This is a genomic window from Bacteroidia bacterium (assembly GCA_033391075.1).
In the GTDB taxonomy this organism is placed as follows: domain Bacteria; phylum Bacteroidota; class Bacteroidia; order J057; family J057; genus JAWPMV01.
Genome location: JAWPMV010000001.1, coordinates 5,320,430 through 5,343,696, shown reverse-complemented (window position 1 = coordinate 5,343,696; position 23,267 = coordinate 5,320,430). Strand labels below are relative to the sequence as shown.

The 23,267-nt window shown below is 43.1% G+C and carries 14 protein-coding genes; 6 read left to right on the top strand and 8 right to left on the bottom strand.

Going from position 1 to position 23,267, the window contains the following annotated elements; translation table 11 throughout:
* Positions 1-36: 36 nt before the first annotated feature.
* The 5 genes from R8P61_21305 to R8P61_21285 all read right to left on the bottom strand — a co-directional run bounded on the left by R8P61_21305 (position 37) and on the right by R8P61_21285 (position 6,552).
* The gene (locus tag R8P61_21305) at positions 37-2,682 is read right to left on the bottom strand and encodes a hypothetical protein (protein MDW3649621.1); all 2,646 of its coding nucleotides are present in this window, start codon (positions 2,680-2,682) and stop codon (positions 37-39) included.
* 259 nt (positions 2,683-2,941) lie between these two features.
* Entirely contained in the window at positions 2,942-3,250 is a 309-nt protein-coding gene (locus R8P61_21300; protein MDW3649620.1) for an RNA-binding protein, read from the bottom strand.
* 68 nt (positions 3,251-3,318) lie between these two features.
* Positions 3,319-3,771, bottom strand: coding sequence for an NUDIX domain-containing protein (locus R8P61_21295; GenBank protein ID MDW3649619.1), 453 nt, complete (start codon positions 3,769-3,771; stop codon positions 3,319-3,321).
* 309 nt (positions 3,772-4,080) lie between these two features.
* Entirely contained in the window at positions 4,081-5,883 is a 1,803-nt protein-coding gene (locus R8P61_21290) for a T9SS type A sorting domain-containing protein (GenBank protein MDW3649618.1), read from the bottom strand.
* Positions 5,884-5,973: 90 nt separating this feature from the next.
* On the bottom strand, positions 5,974-6,552 hold the full coding sequence (locus tag R8P61_21285) for a YigZ family protein (GenBank protein ID MDW3649617.1): 579 nt from the start codon (positions 6,550-6,552) through the stop codon (positions 5,974-5,976).
* A 94-nt stretch (positions 6,553-6,646) separates the two neighbouring features.
* On the opposite strand from R8P61_21285, the gene R8P61_21280 reads away from it, so the two are divergent.
* The 4 genes from R8P61_21280 (at position 6,647) to R8P61_21265 (ending at position 12,998) form a co-directional block, all read left to right on the top strand.
* The gene (locus tag R8P61_21280; protein ID MDW3649616.1) at positions 6,647-7,744 is read left to right on the top strand and encodes an AI-2E family transporter; all 1,098 of its coding nucleotides are present in this window, start codon (positions 6,647-6,649) and stop codon (positions 7,742-7,744) included.
* Positions 7,745-8,088: 344 nt separating this feature from the next.
* Positions 8,089-8,958, top strand: coding sequence for a M57 family metalloprotease (locus tag R8P61_21275; GenBank protein MDW3649615.1), 870 nt, complete (start codon positions 8,089-8,091; stop codon positions 8,956-8,958).
* A 203-nt stretch (positions 8,959-9,161) separates the two neighbouring features.
* Entirely contained in the window at positions 9,162-12,203 is a 3,042-nt protein-coding gene (locus R8P61_21270; protein MDW3649614.1) for a putative Ig domain-containing protein, read from the top strand.
* 54 nt (positions 12,204-12,257) lie between these two features.
* Positions 12,258-12,998 carry a YebC/PmpR family DNA-binding transcriptional regulator gene (locus R8P61_21265; GenBank protein ID MDW3649613.1) on the top strand — a complete coding sequence of 247 codons (741 nt, stop codon included), beginning with the start codon at positions 12,258-12,260 and terminating at the stop codon, positions 12,996-12,998.
* 41 nt (positions 12,999-13,039) lie between these two features.
* Here R8P61_21265 and R8P61_21260 read toward each other — a convergent pair whose 3' ends face one another.
* On the bottom strand, positions 13,040-15,319 hold the full coding sequence (locus R8P61_21260) for a Tex family protein (protein ID MDW3649612.1): 2,280 nt from the start codon (positions 15,317-15,319) through the stop codon (positions 13,040-13,042).
* Positions 15,320-15,511: 192 nt separating this feature from the next.
* On the opposite strand from R8P61_21260, the gene R8P61_21255 reads away from it, so the two are divergent.
* Together R8P61_21255 and R8P61_21250 are read left to right on the top strand one after the other, a co-directional pair.
* On the top strand, positions 15,512-17,380 hold the full coding sequence (locus R8P61_21255; GenBank protein ID MDW3649611.1) for a M1 family metallopeptidase: 1,869 nt from the start codon (positions 15,512-15,514) through the stop codon (positions 17,378-17,380).
* 24 nt (positions 17,381-17,404) lie between these two features.
* The gene (locus tag R8P61_21250) at positions 17,405-18,022 is read left to right on the top strand and encodes a DUF1684 domain-containing protein (protein MDW3649610.1); all 618 of its coding nucleotides are present in this window, start codon (positions 17,405-17,407) and stop codon (positions 18,020-18,022) included.
* Here the strand turns inward: R8P61_21250 and R8P61_21245 are convergent.
* Positions 18,019-18,564, bottom strand: coding sequence for a T9SS type A sorting domain-containing protein (locus R8P61_21245; GenBank protein MDW3649609.1), 546 nt, complete (start codon positions 18,562-18,564; stop codon positions 18,019-18,021). The two genes, R8P61_21250 and R8P61_21245, sit on opposite strands and share 4 nt — an antisense overlap.
* A gap of 258 nt (positions 18,565-18,822) precedes the next feature.
* Positions 18,823-23,259: a T9SS type A sorting domain-containing protein gene (locus tag R8P61_21240; GenBank protein MDW3649608.1), complete on the bottom strand. Its 4,437-nt coding sequence runs from the start codon at positions 23,257-23,259 to the stop codon at positions 18,823-18,825.
* Positions 23,260-23,267 lie beyond the last annotated feature (8 nt).

The window sequence follows — 23,267 nt, the reverse complement described above, 5'->3', positions numbered from 1 at the left end:
TTTATATGCAAAAAGGGAGAACCCTTTTTTCTATTGCTAGAATCTAAATCCGTAGTTGAAAGCGAGCAGTTGGTCTTCATCGGACCAGGTCATCTGGATCGCAAGAACCATCGCATCGAGGGGAGCTATCCATATCCCTGCTCCATATCCCTGGTGCCAGGTACTGGAATCTTCACCATCCAACCAAACACGTCCATTGTCGAAGGTACCCATGATGCCCAAACGGAAAGTGGCAACATAGTTAGGGACTTTGACCAGGGCCGTGCGGAGCTCAATATTTTGGTATAATGTACTTCGACCCGCAAAACGGTTTCTTCTATATCCTCTTAGGTTAGGATCATTGAGCAACATACTCAATCCTCCGAGGCTATTTGCCTGGTAGAACTCAAATCCATCCCCAACAAGGGTGGCACCTCCCACTCTAACTGCAAGCACACTGGCTATTGGTTTCATATCAAGATATGCACTGATATTTCCTCTCAATCTCAAGAAGTTGCGATTGTTATAGAAGTTGGATTCTGAAAACCTGGCAAAATAAGTTGCGGTTGCATTTATCTTGACACCGGTTCTGGGTGCGAAATCATGATCGGTGGTATTGAAGTGATAACCGAGTTTTAATCCCCCAAACAGCTTTCCCTCAAAATCCTCTGCTGGAATCAGGTTCATATCGGTGGCTTCGTTGAATACAAAGCGGTCAGTAACTTCTGCATCAGCCTCCTCCTGTACAGAGAAATATTGGAAATATGGCCCTATAGAAATTTGGTGAGGGCTTTCTGCATCAGCCCAGCGCAATGCGGGTTCAAATAGGATTTGGTTGAAACGCATGACATGGTAGAACCTTTCTTCTGTCCTCAGGCGTTCAGTATCATTTCCCAGGCCATAGAAATTGCTATTATATCCGGGAATGGATGCACTTGCGTCGATCACAAAGTCCCACTTCTTGGCTACGTCCGTCCACTCTCCTCCATATTTGAGGATAAAAGCATCTGCTCCGATAGCAAAAGTACCTGAGAGCGTATGTTTCTCTGCATATGGTATTTTGCGGAATCCATATTTTTTAAAAGAAAAGCCTCCTCCAAGGAAAATTCCATCATCGGCATTGAAACCGAAGGTGATCAAAGGAGCTGTTATATTGAATTTTCTTTCTTTTCTGTTAAAATTATTAGAAATGGTGTCATTGGAGGTGCGGTTTTTACTGTCTTTACCGAAATCAAAGCTATTGCCATCCTTGGTATCGTATATAATGGTTTTCTTTCCCCCACTCACAATAGACTTATTCAAGACCTGATCATCTCCTTCTCCTCCAATGATTCTAATCAAAATGGCAGAGTTGACTTTTCCGTCTATATCAAAGACGTCATTCGCTCCAAAACCAAAAATTCTTAATTCTTTTGTTTCCGAAGTTTTAAAAGTTCGAGAATAATACTCATAATCTTTTTTGCCGCTCTTTTCCTTGAGTTTATAGACTTTGACAATGGTTTCATCATCGCTGAATCTTCTGATTTCAAAGAGATCCCTTTTGCTGGTTCCTTTGATGTCAACAAATTCTGCGAGGCTTTTATAGTAGATTTCAGCTGTTTCGTGTAGTTTATCCCTTCTGGCTTTCAGCTTTCCGATCAATTCGTCAGCATGAAGGACTCTCAATTCCTTGGGCCAGCGGAGAAAGGCATCTTCGATAGCCTTATCTGTCAGACCTGCTTTCATCGAGTCTACGATTGCCGACCAGTCATCCCACTCCAATTGAGTGATCCAATGCCTGTCAAGTGGATTACCCCCACTCGCTAATCCTACGGGGTCCTCTGTTTTATAGTCAAAATTACTGACCCTTCTGTTTCCCCATTTTCGGTCAACTAACCAGGGGAAAAACCCATCAGCTTTCAAAAATGCAAAGTCGCGATCTCTGGGATAAGGTCTGTAAACCGTTCCGTTTTTACCTTTAAATTTCCCCCAGCGCCACTGGTCATCATGGCGGTCGATATCTCCAATAAGCAAGTCAAATATGCGAGCCCTGACCAGGTTGTTTTCATCAACTCTGTGTTTCGGGGTCTCAAGGGTTTTTTCAATGACTGTAGGAGTATTCTCTACATCTTTGGCATTGTAGTAATTGTCCCATTTGGTCATATCCTTGTAAGGCCTTTGCTCATATAGAACCAGCAGGTTTTTGAAGGTCTCTCTGAATTCTCCCAGTTCGGGACTATCCTTTACAACCCCGATCGTGGGAATCGCATGAGCTACCCCAGCTGCTTTTGCCAAACCGGGAACTACCCAGGCGGCATAAGGGTGAGCTGCCGAAATTTGGTCCTGAAGGATATCCTGGGTCAGGGTACCCCTTACATCTTCCGGCAAGATTTTTTCTACATTTTTCGCGATAGACCTAAAGACCCATTGAGAACCGTCGGGTCGGCTAAGTCTGAGTGAAGTTGTTTGAAATCCTCCTCCTTGCTTGATGGGAGTTAGTTGCTCTTCTTTCAGGTCAATATAAGGGACCTTGATTTTGGCGAGCCATGCACTTCTGTAATGTTCTCCAAAGAAGGTATTATAGAAGCTTTTGGATGCATAATCACCTCCTATCACTACCACACTATCTTCTTCTGTAGAAACGATAATGCTTTGCGAAAATGATGAAGTAATGCCAGCCAGTATCAAACATATGAGTACTGTAACTTTTTTGAATGTGCGCATAATTAGATTTTCGTATTCCAGGACGTTAAATTCACCAACAATTTTAACTGGGCCTGTCCATTTCACGACAGGCAGGCATTATTGCGGGGGTTTTAACTGAATGTAATGCAAAAATTAAGAAATTATCCTGTTTAATAAATTTTATTGGCAGATTTTTTTCAAATCGTATTGGGGTTTATGACGAGCCTTAAAAATGTATATAAACAAAAAAGGGCCGCACAAAGCGGCCCTTTTTTTCTTCGAATACTTATCTAAAGTACTACCAGCGGTTGTTGTTGCGAAATCCTCCGCCACCACCACCACGGCGGTCGTTACCGAAATTATTCGTTCTGGGTCTAGCTTTGCTAACCTTCATATTGCGGCCAGAAAGCTCTTGGTCGTGAAGACCATCAATTGCAGCTGATCCGGAATCTTCGTCCCCCATTTCTACAAAAGCAAATCCCTTCGAGTGTCCGGTGTCTCTGTCTGTGATAATTTTGACAGAAACAACTTCTCCGAATTCAGAGAAGACTCTTTCGAGATCCTGCTCACCCACAGAGTAAGCAAGATTTCCAACATAAATGTTCATATGAAAAAATAAAAAAGTGAAAATACAAGGTGAATTTGGAAGGAAAATTAAAAGGTTCTCATGGTTAACTAACGTTCAAGCATGTCTATTAATCCATCAGGATATAGCATTGCTTTCTTACGGTGGAAATCACTCAAGGGTTTCCATTCGATGGTCATTGCTTTGCCATCAGTCCCCTGGGTGATTATCTGGCTTTGAGTATACATTTGTTTATTTACGAATTCGCCTTCAAATACAAAGACGATTTCGTGGCACTCATTACCCTCATATTGAAAAATACTTTCTAAAGGGCCCACAAAGGTAAGGTTTTTTATCTCTTCCCCAATAACTTCTTTAATTTGTCTTCTTACGGTGGCCCAACTGTACTCTCCAAATTGAATTTTTCCTCCAGGTGGTCTGTAAAATGTTTCACCTTTTTGGCTGTCAAATCCCTTCGCCACCAGTATACTATCCCCTTTTCTGAATATACAGCGGGTGATTGGCTTGGTATGCTGGTTTTGGACTAGTGATTTTACTTGCACGCCAGGTTTCTTATCCGTTATTAAGGGTTGAAAGAAAATAATGAAATGGTTTTACAAATCGTGTTCTATTTTTACAATAGTAGCCAAATCTAAGCTCATAAGGCCTACTATTCATAGGCAAGGGTTACAAATGCACATTAAGTAAAAATTGCCCTTCTTGAACTTTTTAGGCAGGTAAAAACATATATTTATGGAAAATTGACGATGGAAAAGGCTGTTTTATTGTTTTTTCTTGAGAAACCTTACATAAGTTGTGACCTTTTCAATGCGCTAAAATGGGGGAAAGAATTTCCCAAGAGCTGTCTTATTTTACTCCAGAATCACTTTTTGTGCGTATATCTGGCCGTTTGTTGCCTGAATTTTCAGGAAATATAAACCCGGAGAATTTCCGGCCAGGTCTACCTTCATTCTTCGTTGATTTATTTCTTGTCTAAAGATGATTTGCCCAAGTTCATTGAACACTTCCAGTCTGGCTTCAGGATTTGTTGAAGGATTCAGCTCCAGGAAAAATATGCCTGAATTCGGATTGGGAAAAACTTTTGGCCGAAAATCTTTCAGACTTTCCCCTACGGAAACCACAGAACAATCTCCATTTAGGTCTGGAAGCAATCCCTTTTGACAGAAGGTAAAACTAATCGCTTCTGTATGTGCACCCTCAAACAAGAGGCTATCTGCCATCAGAAAATGTTGAGCAGCCGTGGGAAGATCTGTATTCAGGTCATTGAAAAATAAGGATTGAAAAAAGAGGGAATCAATAAGTCCTTTACCAATTTGGTTGCGAAGATCCAGAAGCGTGCTTGCCCATATTCCCCCAAAGTCATGAATGGATGAATCCTGCGGGGGATAATTATCACTTGCCGAAACCTGTCTGCCTGGCCAAAATTCATTGTGCCCATCCCAGTTAAAGAGAATCCGATAATTGTCAAAGCCAAGATCCTGGCTATAAATGGCTGCAAGATAATCTCCGATGCCTTCATCAAGGCCCAATCGTTCTCTGCTTCCTCTTTTGGCGATAACCCCACTGGCAAAATAGGACAAGGCATGACCATACTCATGAATGATCACATCCGCGTCTTCGGCATCATCAACTCCCCCCCGCCCGAAAAGGATATTAGGGACGCTGTCTTTGATGACAGTTACCGAGTTGTCGCTTTCGGTTCCCTGTGCATCTACTTTTATGGGGATGGTTTGAATGTTGCCAAAGCCGATGCTTCTGACCCAGCGCTGCATGCGGTCGATATGGTAATAGGCCATCACCTGCTCAAAACCCGACTCATCTCTTCGGAAATAGAAATCTCCATCTATGCTTTTTACACTAGGAACAGCCGGAGCCTCAAGGTCTGTGATTTCTACATAAGGGCCTTTCAATAAAAAACTGTCTCCTTCGATGCACAAACCCTCCAGTACTACACTATCCATCAAAGACTCAAAGATGGTCTTATGAAAATCCATGCTGTCAATGAAGAGGTCCCCATAATTGACATTGGCTTTTGTACAGGGATTGGGCTTGAATACCCTCGCCCGTCCCGTCGTATCTCCAGTAGTTTCTGTATGATAAAGGCCCAGGTCTTTCCAGCTAATTTCCTTTCCTTTTTCAGCATCTACCAATACTTCAAATTGATAGACACTTCCGTGGCTGAAATTGTGAAGCCTGTAAATCGGAATGAGTTTCCCTTTATCCCATAAGAGCTGAGCTTCGATCTGGCTGCTATATGCCCCATAGATATTGCTCATGCTTGTGTGGAGCTTTGATTTTGGAAAGCTAAAGGAAGGTAGTTTCTGGCCTCTTAGGGAATATAGTTGTTTTGAGAAACTTCGAATTTGGCCTTGCTTATCTATGTGAACAGATAGCTCTGAACCGTTTATCGGTATTTCTTTAAAGAGCTGACGAAAAAGATAGTGATAAGCAGCAGGGCTTTCTTTGAAGTGTAGGAGTTCTAAGTGAGAAGCCTCTGTTCCTAATTCAGGAACATGCTGCTCAAGCAAAAGTTCTAAATCCTGGAGACTCCTGACTTTCGTTTTTTTGAGTAATGCAAGCTCCTGTGCAAAAGCGGGAAGACTAATCCCCCAAAAACAAATCAGTAAAAACACAGAAAAGCTTCTATTTCTCATAGCTTGAATCTCGTATTTATGATGGCTTTTCCCCATCCCAAAATTTTGTACCCCTAATAGCAACAAATATAATAACTGCTCTGTTTAGTCTCAGGTCAATATTTCGATATTATAACCTGCTTTTTCAAGACTATTTTGAAGAGGAGGGAAGTTTTCCTCGGGCATAGAAATCCGATGTTCACAGCTATCGGTATAGTTGCTTTCTTCTATGGTAAAGCTAAAGGGGTGCAACAGTTTATTGAGTTCTGCGGTTTGCTCGTAGCGAAATTTCAGGAGAAAGCGGACCTTGATAATAAGGGGGAATTTCTCCAGATCAGCAATTGCATCCTCGGCCGCGCTTCTATAGGCTTCTATCAAGCCTCGTATGCCCAGCTTTGTTCCTCCGAAATACCTGACAACCACAATGAAAACATTGCTTAGTTCTGCAGATCGGATAGCAGAGAGAATAGGAGTACCAGCACTATGCGAGGGCTCTCCATCATCATTGCTGAAACTGCTTTCCCCTTTCATCCCCAATCGATAGGCATAACAGTGATGGCGGGCGTCGTGGTATTTCTTTTTTAAGTGCGCGAGATGTTTTTCAATTTCATCCATATCCACAACCGGATAGGCGTAGGCGTAGAATTTTGAACCCCGGTCTTTAAAGAAACCCTGGCCTTCTTCTTTGATACTATGAAAAACTTCTCTTTCGATTCTGCAATTTTAGCATAAAAATCATTCTATTGTTTGAAAGATTCTTCATTCCCCCTAATTTGTTCCATCCATGTCGAAACTCAATCGAAATATTCTATTTATCCTGGGGGCATTAGCCATAGCGACCTTTGTATGGTTTTTTGGTGCGCTGCTGGGCTATGTTCTGATCGCTGCGGTTGTCGCCCTTATAGGAAGACCGATTCTGCGTTTACTGGATAAAATTAGTATCAAGGGAAAAAAGTTGCCAGCGGCCCTGCAGGCGGTAGTGAGCCTTTTGGTAATACTTGGGACGATTATCCTGATCTTCGGGACTTTTATTCCCCCCCTCGTCAGTCAACTCAACAAAATCCAGCAAGTAGCAAATAGCAATACCCTCAACCAGGGCCTAAACGGTCCTATTCAATCGATTGAGTACTACAATGATCAATTTGGCTTTATCCCGGAAGAGCAAAGTGTGCCTGAATATATTCGGTCAAACGTCAACAAGATTCTGAATGGGGCGAAAATATCAACCATCCTCAGTTCAATTGTTGATTTTACCGGCGATTTTTTGATCGCCTCCTTTTCCATTCTCTTTATCGCCTTCTTTTTCCTGAAAGAGCGGGGACTTATGCATGGAATTGTAATGGCTCTTACCCCTTCTAAATATGCTGAAGAAGTAAACAATGTCCTCGAGCATACCAAGGAACTCCTTACCCGGTATTTCATTGGGGTAATTCTGGAGGTACTGATCGTGGGAGGCCTGATTTCAATTGGGCTGGGATTATTAGGAGTAGAAAATGCATTTGTGATAGGTTTCTTTGCAGGGCTCTTCAATGTGATCCCATACCTCGGGCCCTTGATTGGAGGATTTGTGGGAATTCTCTTCGCAGTTCTGGGGGCCTTGGATATGGACTTCAATAGTTATATCCTTCCTTTGGCGCTGAAAGTTCTGGTCGTTTTCGCAGTGGTTCAGATGATCGACAACTTTGTGCTTCAACCCTTTATTTATTCCAGTAGTGTAAAGGCTCATCCTCTGGAAATCTTTTTGGTCATTTTGATGGCAGGGAATGTTGCCGGAGTTGCCGGGATGATTTTAGCCATACCCGCCTATACCATTTTGAGGGTGATCGCCAAAGAGTTTTTTGATCAGTTTAAGTTGGTTCAATCCATTACCAAAGACTTGTAAAACTGCTACCATGTATCGTAGTATGTTGTCTTGCCTTTACTTGGCAGTATTTCACTTCTTGAATATTTCGAGAATATAATAAAAATTATATATCCTATCCATAATCATGTTATGGGCTCTGGAAAGCTGGAATTCGAGGGCGCTTTCCAGGAATTTTATGCCCAATTTTATACATGAAATGACATTATAATGATTTAAATTGCTGTTTATTTTTTGCGAAATTATTAAAAATAAGGCTTTGTATATTTCTATGATGGAAATAAAATATTATATTAGAATTTACAGCTGTTCTTTCCCCATACGACTTACGCTATTTATACACACTAATTTTAAATCATTTAATTATGATGATCTATCGTCTTAGAACTATTGCAATCGCTACAGCAGTAGCACTCGGAAGCTTTTTTCTCACCTCTTGCCAGCCGGATGTACTGGATGAGGACCCAGAGATGTCAACTACGAAAATTGAGACAGCATTTGATCCCTCGGTAATTGAGCAACTAAAAACTATTGGAGTAAACACCGAGGATGTTGAAGAATTCGAATTTGTTTACCCGGACGGAAGTACTGAAAGCAAGTACAGAATTGAAAAGGATATTGTTGTTTCCCGCGATGAACTCAAAGAACTTAGTCAAACAATGAGTGGCCTTCGCGATCAGGAAAAGCAATACAGTACCAATGCACTGGTTAGCCAGGGTTCTACGATTAATGTAATTGGTTATACTGGTGGAGGCGGATATGGATTGAGTTCCAGAATGAGAACCGCTTTAAGTTGGGCTATAAACAATTACAACCGCCTAAATATCAGTTTGAACTTTACCCTGACTTATGGCACCAACTATCAGCCCTATGATATGGTAGTTTATCGTGTACCAAATGGTCAGGCAGGAGGTTCTGCTGGTTTTCCTAGTGGGGGCGATCCTTACAAGTGGATTCAAATTTACTCAGGCCTTGATTCTTACAGCACCAATGTAAACGAGCACGTAATTACCCATGAGATTGGTCATGCCGTTGGTTTCCGTCACACAGACTATTTCAGTCGTCAAAGCTGTGGACAAAACACCAATGAAGGTAGTGCTGGTGTAGGCGCGAATCATGTACCTGGTACGCCTACCGGCTATGATTCAAATTCAATCATGCTAGCTTGTTTTAGTAGCAATGAAGATGGAGAGTTCGGTAGCTTTGATGTTGTCGCTCTGGAGTATCTCTACTAAAATTCCAAAATTACAATACATCCAACCTCCCTATCGCAGGATAGGGAGGATTTTTTTTGTTTTTTTTCGATCCATAAGGTCAAATCCCTTCTTAAGGCCCAAAAATGACAGTTAAGGAATAATTACTTCAATTTTCGAAGAATAAAGCCAAACTTTAGTAAAGCACAAACCTGACACTACCCTACGAGCTATTATTTTTCGCTATGCAAACGTGCTTTCTGAGTATTTCTCAGACTAAATACCAGGTCTATCTACTATTCTTCATTCTGATTTTTCCTTTTTCTCTGCCAGCGGTAGACCTTGACAAGAGGTGGATCGATATCAGTGTGGATCCCATTGCGAATCAATGCAATACTGAAGGGGATATGCTTGCATTTATGGTTAATGCTTCTGGAGGAGACGGTGCACTCAGTTATTCTGCTACAAATCTTCCTCCGGGTATAGGTATCAATGCGGCTACAGGAGAAATTAGTGGAAGTGTATCAAATACAGCCTTTACAGGACTCACCTATAATTGCAGTGTAAGTGTAGATGATGCAGATGGAGATCCCAGCGATAAAATTACTGTCAATTTTGACTGGGATATATATGATTCGCCAATAGTTGTTTATCGCGTGAATTGTGGAGGTCCTCTGATCTCTTCTATTGATGGTGGAATGGATTGGGGAAAAGATGAACGCTCTAGTCCCTCTAGCTATCTTTCAAGTGGGGGGTCGAATACAGCCTCTATACATGGAGGGATGAATAGTTATGAAGCCTCGGTTGACCTTTCGACAACTCCTACAGATATCTACAAATCAGAAAGATGGGACCTTATGGGTGGTTCGCAAATAGAATATAGTTTCCCCTTAAGTGATGGAGTATATGAATTGAGGGTATATATAGGAAATGAGGATAACAGTACCTCCACACCGGGTACACGGGTTTTTGATATTTCTGTGGAAGGATCTGTACCTACTTTATTCAAGGATATAGACCTAAGTGGAAAGTTTGGGCATAGGGTCGGAGGAGTTTTTATTTATCCTATCATTATCAATGATGGATCTATGGAGATTAAGCTCATAAACAATATAGTTAACCCTCTGATCAATGGCATAGAAATTATTAGTGGTGATTCTTGTAATCTTCCAGCCCTTTATCCCATCGCTATTACCCCTTTTCCCGATCAATATAATGAAGAAGGCCAAAGTATAAATCTAAAAGTCACAGCTAGTGGAGGAGATGGGCCTTTGGTTTATTCAGCCACTGGCCTTCCTCCGGGATTAAGTATCAATTCTTCAAGTGGATTGATTTCTGGTACGATAAGTAATACAGCGGCGGTGGGAAGTCCCTTTGCCGTTAGCCTTAGCGTTGATGATAACAACCTGGCAGATGTAAATACTGAGACGAGCAATTTTAGTTGGAACATCTTTCCATCCGGAACAGCTGTCATAGATGCCTGGACACTGCTGGAACCACAAATCAGTCCCAGCCATACAGGGAGGCATGAAAATTCCTTTGTCAAAGCGGGTAATCGCTTTTACCTTTTTGGAGGGAGGGAAAGTCCCCTTTTGGTAGAAGCTTACGATTTTATCAACCGCAGTTGGGCTCAGGCCAGTACCCCAGCTCCTTATGAGCTTAACCATTTTCAACCGGTAATACAAGGAGGATACATTTGGGTACTCGGAGCTTTTGATGATAATAATTTCCCGAATGAATCTGCAGCGGACAGTGTTTTTATTTATGATCCTCGTGCTGATGCCTGGTTTTCTGGCCCTGAAATACCTATAGCAAGGAGAAGGGGTTCGGCAGGGGCTGTGGTTTATGATGAAAAAATCTACCTGATTGGAGGCAATGCCAATGGGCATGACGGTGGATATGTAGCCTGGTTTGATGAATTTGACCCGGCTACAGGTACCTGGACAAGCCTGACAGATGCCCCCCGCGCACGAGACCATTTTCAGGCAGTAATCATTGGCTCGAAGTTATACCTGGCAAGTGGCAGACTTTCCGGTGGTCCCGGAGGAGTTACGGCCCCAATGATTTCTGAGGTGGATGTTTATGATTTCAATAGCTCTTCCTGGTCAACTCTTGCTGCCTCCAGTAATCTTCCTACAGAAAGAGCGGGAGCAGCTGCAGTCAATTTTAAGGGAAATTTGGTCGTGATTGGCGGAGAGGGCAACGGACAGGCCTGGTCTACGGTAGAATCTTTGGATCCTGCTACGAATATCTGGCAAAGTCTTGATCCCTTGAATGCTGCCCGACATGGCACCCAGGCAATTGTGGCTGGTGATGGAATCTTTATTACCAGTGGTTCCCCTTTACAGGGAAGTGGAAATATGACTAATATGGAAGTCTATAGCAAGGAGAATCCTCCTGCTGAAGCAGCCTTCACTCAGGGCCAATTATTAAGCCCCGATTTAAGTTTGAGCCTCATGCCCGTATCTATTGGTAATTCCTCAACTACCAAAGGGAAAATTTATAATACCGGAGGAACGCAAGGTATCCTGCTTATGGAAATAGACCTGCAAGCCAACCCCTTAGAATATGAGCTTATTCATAATTTGAACTTCCCCGTTTTGTTAGGGGTAGATGATACGGCTGAATTTACCGTAAAATATACTCCCCAAAGTGCTAATCCGATTCAGGGTTCGCTCGTTGTAAGCCATAATGGAAGTAATCCGGCTCTTACTTTTACCTTGAGTGGAACTGCCTTGCCGGTAGAGTGGTTGTCGTTTGTGGCAGAGGAAATAGGAGGGGATGCGGTCATAAACTGGAGCACAGCTCGGGAGCTGAATAATCAGTATTTCTCCATAGAGAGATCTGTGGATGGAAGAGTCTTTCAGGAAGTAGGGCGAATAGAAGGCGCCGGGAATTCTACGGAATTGCAATCCTATGAATATATTGACAAGGATATTCTGTCCTATGGTGTAGATCGATTTTTATACAGATTAAAACAGGTTGATTTTGATGGTCAATACAATTTCAGTCAAAGCCTTGAATTAAAACTGGGAATTCCCCTGATTTCTTATCCTGTGCCTTTTAAAGATGAGTTATTTATTAGGTATCAAACAGAACGTTTTTCCGATCCCGGAATACGGATAATAAATAGCCTGGGGCAACTCATGTTTGAAGCTTCTAATTTGGATGGCAAGGCTTATCTGGAATTGGATACAAGCGATTGGCCGGGAGGGATCTATTTTGTACAGCTTTTGGCAAGGGGCAATAAGCAGGTATTTAAAGTTTTGAAAGAAGAAGAGAAATAGGATGCAGCTTGACCTAAGGCAACATAATTCCTAATTTCGAGGAAAATATGAGTTATGGCAGGACATAGTAAATGGGCTAATATCAAGCATCGCAAAGGTGCACAAGACAAGAAGAGATCCAAACTCTTCACAAAATTGATCAAAGAGGTTGCAGTTGCAACCAAAGAAGGAGGACCAGACCCGGATTCAAACCCGCGTCTGAGAATGGCCATAAAAAATGCGCGTAAGTCCAGCGTGCCCAAGGATAAAATCGAAGCTGCGATTAATAAAGGCTCAGGTGCTGATGGTTCAAATTATGAAGAAGTGAACTTCGAAGGCTATGCGCCTCATGGAGTTGCTGTCTATGTAGAAGGACTTACAGATAACAACAATCGTACAGTTGCCAATGTAAGAGCTGCCTTTAGTAAATATGGAGGAAGCATGGGGAAAAGTGGTTCTGTAGGCTTTATGTTTGAAAGAAAAGGAATTTTCATTTTCCCTTCGGAAGGACATGATGAGGATGACCTCACCCTTGAATTATTGGATGGTGGTCTTGAAGATATTGAGCAAAGCGAAGGTAATTATGTAGCTAGCTGTGCCTTTGAAGATTATGGTACCCTGAATGCCAAGTTGGAAGAAATGAAAATTGATGCAGAATCTTCCCTGGATCGGATCCCTACCACTACGGTAGATCTGAATCCCGAACAGGCAAAATCTGTTCTGAAACTGATCGACATCATAGAAGACGATGATGATGTTCAGGCCGTTTTCCATAACCTGGAAATGACGGATGAGATCATCGCTTCTTTAGATTAAAAAATATTTATACAGGAGGATTAGCCAGAGATTATCTCTGGCTATTTTTTTCTTTGTTGCTTTTTGAAACGGATGAAATCACTCTTTTGATCCCCATCACTATCTCTGTTTCTACCTCTGTTGTCGTCTCGTCTGCGATCATCCCTTCTTCTATCGTCTCTCCTCGGTCTTCTGGGACCTTCACTATGCTCAGACTTCATGGAAAGAGAGATTCGTTTCCGAGGAATATCTATTCCTGTAACCCGAACCTGAACTTTCTGGTGAACTTTCACCACTTCATTGGGATGTTTGATGAAACGATCCGCCATTTGGCTCAAGTGGACCAGACCATCCTGATGTACACCGATATCCACAAAAGCGCCAAAATCCACAATATTGGTAACTATTCCAGGCAGGACCATGCCTTCATGGAGATCACTCATTTCATTGATACCTTCTGCAAAGCTGAATACCTCAAACTTATCACGAGGATCTCGTCCGGGCTTATCCAATTCTGAAAGGATATCTTCGAGAGTAGGAAGCCCTACGGTATCACTTACATATTTTTTGATGTCGATGCGTTTGCGCAAAGCGGCCTGCTCCATCAGGTCTTTAACCTCCACGCCCAGGTCTTTTGCCATGCGGGCTACGATGTGGTAACTCTCGGGGTGGACAGCACTGGCATCCAGGGGATTTTTTGCTTCTCCAATTCGGAGGAAACCGGCTGCCTGTTCAAAAGCCTTTGCTCCCAGTCGGGGAACTTTATTCAATTCTTTGCGACTGCCAAAAGGCCCATTCGCCTTGCGGAATTCAATGATATTTTGGGCTAAAGCCGGCCCAAGACCTGAAACGTAGGTCAAAAGTTCTTTACTTGCTGTATTCACTTCTACTCCCACCGCATTCACACAACTCATGACCACATCATCCAGACTCTTTTTTAAAAGATTTTGGTCTACATCATGTTGATATTGACCCACACCGATAGATTTGGGATCAATCTTTACCAGTTCTGCTAAAGGGTCCATCAGCCTTCTGCCTATAGAGACTGCCCCACGAACGGTTACATCATGATTTGGAAACTCTTCTCTTGCTGCAGCTGATGCAGAGTAAACAGAGGCCCCACTTTCATTGACCATCACGACCGTTACTTCTTTCGGCAATCCTATATTCTTCAGGAAAGTCTCGCTTTCTCTTCCAGCGGTTCCATTTCCAACTGCTACTACTTCAACGCCATGTTTTTCGATGAGACCTTTGACGGTCATTTCCGCTTTTGCCGTTTGTCTTTGGGGAGGATGCGGATAAATGGCTGTATGCTCCAGCAATTTCCCTTGTTTATCCAGGCAAACGAGTTTACAACCGGTGCGGAATCCAGGGTCCAGAGCCATGAGGGTTTTTTGCCCCAAAGGAGAAGCCAGCAATAATTGGCGAAGGTTGTCTGCAAATACTTTTATAGCTTCTTCATCAGCTCTGTCTTTGCTGTTAATTCTCACTTCCGTTTCGAGAGAAGGAGCCATTAGCCGTTTATAAGCGTCGTGAACGGCCTCTTTTACCTGTTCCGAACTGGCACTATTTCCTTTGACAAATTGACGATCCAATCTGAAATGTGCTTCTTCTTCTTCCGGGCGAATAGAAAATGATAGAATCGTTTCTTTCTCTCCTCTTCTGATGGCCAGTAATCTATGAGAAGGAATCTTCTCTATAGACTCAGTCCATTCAAAATAATCCTTGTATTTGGCACCTTCTTCTTCTTTTCCCCTTAATACTTTTGCCTGTACAACTCCTTTGCGCGTAAAGAGATCCCGAATTTTGGAACGAGCCTCTTTATCCTCATTCACCCATTCAGCTATGATGTCCCGGGCTCCTTTCAGCGCCTCCTCTGAATTTGCTACTTCTTTTTCCTGATTGATAAACTTGGCAGCCTCTGTATCCGGATCTATATGGCCCGCCTGCTTAAATATTGTTTTGGCCAGGGGTTCGAGTCCTTTTTCCCGGGCAATAGTTGCTCGGGTTCTGCGCTTGGGTTTATAGGGAAGGTAAATGTCTTCCAATTCACTCAAGGTATCGGCGGACTTCACAGCTTCTTTTAGCTCATCCGTCAGCAATTCCCGTTCTTCGAGAGATTTGAGGATAGCATCCCTTCTTTTATCCAAAGCCTGCAATTGCTCAACTCTGTCTCTGATCTGTGCCAATTGCAATTCATCGAGGCTACCAGTGGCTTCTTTACGATACCTGGCCATGAAAGGAATGGTAGCTCCTTCCTGGATCAAATTGAGGGTCGCACTTACCTGTCCATTTCTCAGGCCCATCTCCCGGGCGATCACTTCTGTGTATGTTCGTGTCATATGAATTTTTGCTAGTCTTCAAATATAGGGGGTGTGCGAGAAATAAGTTACATCCATTTTTCCACATTTTTCCCAACCTCTTAGGGAAAAAGGAGTATAAGAGCTCTACCCATTCCTCCATTTCTTCCTAAAAGATAAGATTTTTGGAACTCTTACTTTTACATTAACTTGCGCGACCTAAAATTGAAATACATGCGCCGCATATTTATATATATTTTTTTATTTCTAATTCTTTCCTGTGAGGAAAGAAACCAGATGGGGAAGGGAAATGATCCACATTCCTTTGCCGTAGCTGATGTTGCCTGGATCAAACATATGAACCTGGATATAGCTGTGGATTTTGAGGAGGAAAAGATTAAAGGAAGGGTAATTTATGAAGTTGAAAGAAAGGAGGGAGCTTCTGAGATTTGGTTAGATACCAAAGACCTGACAATCCAGGGAGTTCAAATCTCGAGTGATGGAAGACAGGCGCAACCGACTCCTTTTGAGCTGGGAAATGAAGATCAATACCTTGGCCAATCCTTGAAGATTCAGCTGGAGGCTAATACGCGTTTTATTCATGTGGATTATGAAACTAATCCCGGAGCAGAAGCTTTACAGTTTCTCCCAAAAGAATTGACTGCTGATAAAAAGGCTCCTTTCCTGCTTACCCAATCTCAAGCCATCCTGGCAAGAAGCTGGGTTCCCATTCAGGATAGTCCGGCTTTGAGATTTACCTATTCAGCCAAAGTAAAAGTTCCAGCAGGTCTGATGGCGGTCATGAGTGCCAGCAATCCACAAGCATTGAGCGAAACAGGAGAATATGAATTTCAGATGGAGCAGCCGATCCCTGGATATTTGTTGGCACTGGCAGTAGGTGATTTTTCTTTTAAGGCTTTGAGTGAAAATGCGGGGGTATATGCAGAAGCTTCCGTACTGGATGCGGCTGCCGAAGAATTTTCAGAACTACCCGAAATGATCCAAATCGCAGAAGCTATGTATGGCTCTTACGAATGGGATCGATATGATGTGATTGTTCTTCCTCCGAGTTTTCCCTTTGGAGGAATGGAGAATCCCCGCATAACTTTCGTTACTCCCACCGTCCTGGCAGGAGATAAGTCCCTGGTATCGCTTCTGGCCCATGAACTGGCGCATAGCTGGTCTGGTAATCTGGTTACAAATGCTACCTGGAATGACTTCTGGTTGAATGAAGGATTTACCACCTATTTTGAAAACCGTATCATGGAGGAGTTGAAGGGGAAGGATTATGCGACTATGCTTGCCCAATTGAGTTTTCAATCTCTTTCGGATGAGTATCCTGCGATGGTGAAAAATGGGCTTGAAATGGATTCCCGTTTGGCAATTGATCTCAGTAGAAGGAATCCTGATGATGGGATGACCTCTATTGCTTATGATAAAGGATTCTTTTTTCTAAAGTTGTTGGAAGAAAGCGTGGGGCGTGAAGCTTTTGACTCCTTTCTCCGGAAATACTTCTCCGACTTTGCTTTCAAAACCATGGATACAGAAACTTTCGTGGCTTTGCTGAATGAGCGACTACTTGATAACTATCCCGATTTGGCTCAGAAGATTCGTTTGCAAGAGTGGATCTATGAACCCGGTATTCCTGATAATATTCCTTTTAAAGCTTCTGAACGATTCGTAAAAGTTGGGGAAGCTGTCAATTCCTGGATCGCGGGTGTGCAATTGGATAGTTTGAAAACAGAAAGTTGGACCACGCATGAGTGGCTGCATTTTATTCGTACCCTGCCTGCCAGTATCAGTTCGGAACAAATGGCCCAATTGGATGCGGCATTTTCCCTATCCCAAAGCAAAAATTCTGAAATCCAGGCGCTTTGGTATAAACGCTCGGTTGAGGCCGATTATGAAGCAGCCTATCCCTATATGAAGAAGTTTCTGATAGAAGTGGGGAGAAGGAAATTTTTGCTTCCTTTATACAGAAGCATGATTGAGGAAGGAAGGGAAACAGAACTCGCTCAAGAAATCTATTCAGAGGCCCGAGCAAATTACCATCCGATTTCTGTAGGGAGTGTGGATCAATTGTTAAAGTGGACCGAGAATTAGTAGTTTTAGTCCAAAGCTTTTAACATGAGAAGTTTAGTCATATCCCTTCTATTACTGGCTGTATTATTTCTGGGTTTTGATATTAGTCCCAAAGCCTTCAGGAAAGAAATCCGGCAGTACCAAAAAGAACAGCATAAGAAATTCAAGAATCCTAAAGAATCCCCTTTTCGAGATAAGGTGGATGAGTATAAAGGCCTGAAATATTTTCCGGCAAATATAAAGTATCGGCAAAAAGCTCGTTTTGAAAGACTGAAGAAACAAAGGCCTTTCGAAATCAAAACCAGCAATCCCGATAAGGACAAAACTTTCGTTCCTTTTGCCAAACTCCATTTTAGCCTGGAGGGTAAGGAACTTAGTCTTATCGCCTATAAGAATCTGGAATTACCTCCCATTGGCAAATACAAAAAACATCTTTTCCTGCCCTTTATGGACCTCACCAATGGAGAATCAACCTATGGAGGCGGTCGATATATAGATTTGGAAATACCGGACGGAGATATACTGATCCTGGATTTCAACAAAGCCTACAACCCCTATTGCGCCTACCGTAGTGATGGATGGTCCTGCCCTATACCTCCGGAGGAAAATTTCCTCGATATGGAGATCAAAGCTGGCGTCAAAAAGTATAAGTTGAAATATTAGGGCAAAACGAATTTGTATCTGGCCCGTTTTTGTCCCTGCTTAAGATCGATGATATAAGCACCTGATTGCCAGTTTTCGGTGAATAGGTAGATCGTTTTGGAACCTTTGAGATTATTGTACTTCTGCTTGAACTTCACCTGGCCGAGCATATTGATTACGCTCATATTGACCTTGCCTTTCCCTTTGAAATGCACAATATATTTTTGCTTATCGACTTGATTGTATCCGATTAGGCTCAGTTCCTTTTTGGAGGAAAGGGTAGAAACCTCTTTAACCTCACTATAGCGACTCTCACCTGTAGGAGAATTGTATTTGAGTCGGTAAAAGAATTTGGGTAAACCCAAAATCATGGCTTTCTCATCTGTGAAAGAATAGATAATGCCATATTTCTTTTCCTCTATCAACTGCTGCGTACCCAGCGAGATAAACTCTTCTCCATTGAGTGATCTTTCCAATTCAAAATTTCCTTTTTGTTGGTCGACGGGTATCCTCCATTCCAGTTCTATGCTGTTGCCATTTATGCTGATACTAAGATCAGGCACAAGCGGACTTGATTTAGCATAGGAAGCCTGAGAGCATAACATTGCGAGACACAGGTAGCAAATAGGCATGAGGAAAGAGCGAAAATTCAGGATAATCATAAATATGTATTTGGCCTCAAAAGAACTTGATTAAATATAGTTTTCGGATATTTCACTACAAAGACATTTTGGGATTTAGTATTTCATGGATTTTAGAAGTTTTTCATAAAAAAAGCCGGAACCCTAAAAAGGATTCCGGCGGCCTTATTGCAGGCAGTATTAGTACCTGATTATTTTTCCTGAGACAAAGCTATTTTCTTTTCTGAGTATGTAAAGATAGCTTCCGGGAGGCAATTCGCCAGGATAGATCTCCCGTTCGACCTTATCTCTGAACCGAAGAATCTCCTGATGAACTTTTTTCCCATTGAGGTCAAATAGTTCGAATTCATAGCTTTGATTGCCATCGTCAGACAGACTGAGGATAAAGCGATCCGAGAAAGGATTCGGGGATATTTTGTGTGCAATAGTGGGGAGAAAGCTTACCTCCACTTTGGAAGAGTAGCTGTATTTTCCATCCACATCCACCTGTCTCAATCGGTAGATATTGCTTCCCTTTTCAGGAGTTCTGTCAAAAAACCGATATGTTTCTCCATCGGCCCCCCCGGTACTGGCTACCGTTCCGATACGCTGAAAGCTGATGCCATCCAGGCTTCGCTCTATTTCAAATCGATCACTATTTATCTCCAGGGACGTACTCCAATCCAGTTGGACATCTGCTTCTACCTGCTTTGCTGTGAAATCTACATATTCAACGGGCAAAGTTGGGCTACCGATGTCCCCACCTCCAAAACCTGAAAATCCTTCATCGAAAGTTCCCATAAAGGAGTGATCTGTACCATAGGCTGCATATACTATGGATGAGTTGACACTTGCATTGGTACTCCCAATTGTCAGGGCCTGAATGGCTCCCGTACTTTTTACGATTTTAAAATCTGTCGTTGTATGGGTAGGATCTGAATTAGCGACCCAGCCATCAAATTCGGCTTGAGAGTAATAAAGCGTGAGGTCATAGGTCTGACCCACTGCGGGAGCATTATTTGTCGGCGTTATCAACAGGGTTTTGCTCGCCAATTCTTCCCCTGCAAGAGGAGACCAGGCTGCAGCTGCACCAGTCCCCGCACGATCTATCGTTACCGTTGTACACCCATAGTCATATGCCGAATTGTTTTTGAGCGTAGCGACCAAATCTCCGCCATCGTAATAGTTGACGGTTTCAAAGGGACCAAAGTATTGCTCGTCAGTAGAATTGAGAACCGTTTCTACGACTGGAGCAAAACCGGTAGTTACAGAAATATTATCTATACTAAAGCCGGGAGCAGTCCCAAGACCATCATCGTCCTGCGTCCATCGAAATCCGAGGAAGAATGTCTGATTGTCCAGGGCTGCAGGTAAGTTGACTGTACGGGTTACGGCTGTTCCTTGATTTACATAAGGAGCCGTTGTCGTACCGTCGATTAGGTTATAATTAAAGCCGTCAAAGGAATAATACAGCCTTCCATAGTCATTATTCGGATCTCCTTCCACCCGGAAGTCGAAGTTGAGGGTCATATCTGAATAGATAGTAGCGTCAATCAGAGATGTTTTTAACAGGACATCATCTTCGGTATTCACATCATAAGAAGAAGTTGTACCTCCATCGATGGAAATGTAAGCACTGCCTACTCCCGTCATTCCTCCGGCAGCACCAACTTCAAACTCAGAGGTCCCGGAGGTGCCGTTGAATATTCCTCTGGCCCAATTGTTACTTCCCAGTGTCCCAAAGGTAATTCCCGATTCGAAGTCTTCACTGAATACGGTAACACCCGAACCTGGAACCAGATCATCATCATTGATAGTAAGCGTATGGGTGATGTTGGTACTCGCTTTTACGGCATCTGTAGCACCACTAACCACAAAATCGAGTATGATGGTTTCCGCACTTTCTGGATTGGTATCATCATAGATTCGGATATTAACATCCTGTGTTCCTGTGGCTCCATCAGGGAAGGTCAATTGTTTGGAAGGATTCAGGATTTCATAATCAACTCCTTCAGTTGCCGTTCCTGTATTGCTTATTGTAACAGTAGCTGCACCCGTAGGAGCTAAACCGATCACCATGCTAACTGTTACATCGGTATAATCCCTACAGGAAGTCGTAGCTGCTGTAGCTTCTGTATGAGAACTATTGATCGTATTGAAAGCTATACTGGGGGTTGTGGGAGCTTGTAGCATAAACATTCCATTGCCATGGGTTCCTGCAACAAAGAAATTGTCAGAGGGCCTGAGAGCAAGTTGACTTACTACAGAATAGCCAATGTCAGTAGTACTTACGTTGGACCAAACCGTAGATCCTCCATTGAGGGTTTGAGTACAATACAAGCCTACAGAGGTCCCTACCAGGTAATAGGTAGTCCCCAAAGAATTGACAATGAGAGAGGATCTGTAAGAAGGCAAATTCAGGTTTCCTTCGACATTGGTCCAGGTCGGCGTAGCATTATTGGCATTGTTAGTATGGAAAACACTGATTTCTCCATAATTGGAATAGGTTACCAGGATTTCATTATCGTCAGCTGGATTTACAGAAATACTGCTTACGATTCCTGTACCTGCCGCTCCCGGAGTAATATCTACGGGGCTTGTTCCTACTGCTGTAAAGGCGGGATCATTCAGACGAAACACTTCTCCATCATCTGTTCCTATATATAATTTCCGATTGGCATCTGTCGCGCCATATCCTGAGCTTCGACTGCTGGCAAGTGAACGGATATTTCCACCCGTTTCAGCGGTTACACCTGTCAGTTCATCCCAACTGGCAGAAGTTACCGTGGAGGCGCTGCTGGTTCTGTACAAATTATCTCCTCCAGCATAGTACAGGATTTCTGTATTATCAGGATCAAGGTAGAAATAAGTAACAAAGATGCTACTTGATCCCGAGGGACGGATGGCGGTTCTTGTAAACTGTCCTCGTAAAAGATTGCCATTTTGGGTGCCAAAATAATAGGTTCCCCCATTGGATATCCCTACGGCTACTCCATCCCCGCCAAATATACTGCTATGTGCTGCACCTGCAGTAGTTTCTGTCGTTCCATTATCCTGTGTTCCTCCGATTAGGGTATTGGAAGTAAGGTTAGGGTCAATGGCGGCATGGTAATACTGATAGGTAATGTAATCATTATTCAAGCTTGTCCAGGAAACGGTTCCGGCTGTGATATCACCTCTGTGAACCCCACCATCTGTACCGGTAAACAGCACATCCTCTTCATCGAAACTGCCACTGCCGCCTGGAGCGAAGATCAGAAAATGAACATCTGGATGGTGATTGGGATAGAGGGCATAGCCTCCTGAATTGAAGTACCCCCCAATGCGAGTGGTATTGCCGGTAGAAGAAAATCCATCTGTTGATCGATATACATTGGTTCCTCCTACAAAAACTGTATTGGGATCATCCGGCTTTACGGCAACACATAAATCATATCCTCCCTGTACGGCAAAAGGATCATTTCCGCTGCTACATCCGGTTTCATCTGGCATATTTGCAGATAAGTCTGTCCAGCTAGGTCCTGATGCATCGTACATCCAAAGGTCTGCTTCCGGCAGGGGAGTGCCTCCACAATTGCCTGAATTGTCATTTTCATATAATGCGTAAAGGATGTCCTCATTGGAAGGAGCCAGGGCGAGGACCATGCGGTCATAGTCTCCGGGAGCATCCCAACCTACAGGAGTAGAATTTCCTGCAATACGGGTATAGCTGCCTGAGTTTCCGCTGCCTGAAGTCCATATTCCATCTAAAGCAGAGCCTGCATCTCCAGCAAAAGCAATATACACCTGTCCCGTACTCGAAATAACGATGTCCGATTCTCCGCTTGTCGAACCACTACATGCCCCACCGATAACGGTGTTCCAGCTGCTTCCTCCATCAGTAGAACGAAGGACGGCTCCTGCGATGGCCATGTAGATATTGCCATTTGTGGGATCAATAGCCAATCGATAGATGTAGTCAGCACATTGAAAAGTTTCCAGCGTTCCGGTATTTGAATTGGCCTGACGGGTCCAGCTTAATCCTCCATCGACAGACTTCCATACGCCATGACCTCTAAAAGGAGAACCTAAAGAAGCTGAATTACCCAGGGCTTCTCCTGTTCCATAGTAAAAGATATTCTGGAAGCCCGCCCGCGGGTCCTGTACGATGGTCGTGACATTATGGATTTCGCTATTAGAGGAAACTTTGGTCCAACTTGTTCCTCCATTGGTAGTTCTGAATACCCCGGAGCTAACTCCTCCGGCAAGTATGGTATTATTCGTAGCATCTGAGCGATCAAATGCTATCGCACGCGTTCTTCCTCCAAAATTATTGGGTCCTCTAGGAGTCACGCTAAAGCCTGCTCCTTTGATATGTTCAGATAGTTTTGGAGTTCTTCGGCCTTGTTTCTCTGCCCGTGTTCGTATTCCTTCCGGGATTTTCCCTGTCTTCAGTTCTTTGAGCATGTCATACTCAAATCGGGCTCTTTCTTCGGCAAATCGGGCTCGGTCTTCTGGAGTTTTCTTTTTTCGTTCCTCTAAGCTTAGAGGAGCATCGGTAGCAAGATTAGTGTGTTGAGTCTGCAAGTAGTAAATGCAGGTGTAGACAGTTGCTGCAAGTAAGCAAACAGCAAATGCCCGCTTGTAAAGCTTTGGCATAAATTTAT

What these genes read in the sequence shown, in the direction of transcription:
- R8P61_21305 (MDW3649621.1), bottom strand. Translation starts at nt 2,682, where the DNA reads ATGCGCACATTCAAAAAAGTTACAGTACTCATATGTTTGATACTGGCT.
- R8P61_21300 (MDW3649620.1), bottom strand. Translation starts at nt 3,250, where the DNA reads ATGAACATTTATGTTGGAAATCTTGCTTACTCTGTGGGTGAGCAGGAT.
- R8P61_21290 (MDW3649618.1), bottom strand. Translation starts at nt 5,883, where the DNA reads ATGAGAAATAGAAGCTTTTCTGTGTTTTTACTGATTTGTTTTTGGGGG.
- R8P61_21280 (MDW3649616.1), top strand. Translation starts at nt 6,647, where the DNA reads ATGTCGAAACTCAATCGAAATATTCTATTTATCCTGGGGGCATTAGCC.
- R8P61_21275 (MDW3649615.1), top strand. Translation starts at nt 8,089, where the DNA reads ATGATGATCTATCGTCTTAGAACTATTGCAATCGCTACAGCAGTAGCA.
- R8P61_21270 (MDW3649614.1), top strand. Translation starts at nt 9,162, where the DNA reads ATGCAAACGTGCTTTCTGAGTATTTCTCAGACTAAATACCAGGTCTAT.
- R8P61_21265 (MDW3649613.1), top strand. Translation starts at nt 12,258, where the DNA reads ATGGCAGGACATAGTAAATGGGCTAATATCAAGCATCGCAAAGGTGCA.
- R8P61_21260 (MDW3649612.1), bottom strand. Translation starts at nt 15,319, where the DNA reads ATGACACGAACATACACAGAAGTGATCGCCCGGGAGATGGGCCTGAGA.
- R8P61_21255 (MDW3649611.1), top strand. Translation starts at nt 15,512, where the DNA reads ATGCGCCGCATATTTATATATATTTTTTTATTTCTAATTCTTTCCTGT.
- R8P61_21250 (MDW3649610.1), top strand. Translation starts at nt 17,405, where the DNA reads ATGAGAAGTTTAGTCATATCCCTTCTATTACTGGCTGTATTATTTCTG.
- R8P61_21240 (MDW3649608.1), bottom strand. Translation starts at nt 23,259, where the DNA reads ATGCCAAAGCTTTACAAGCGGGCATTTGCTGTTTGCTTACTTGCAGCA.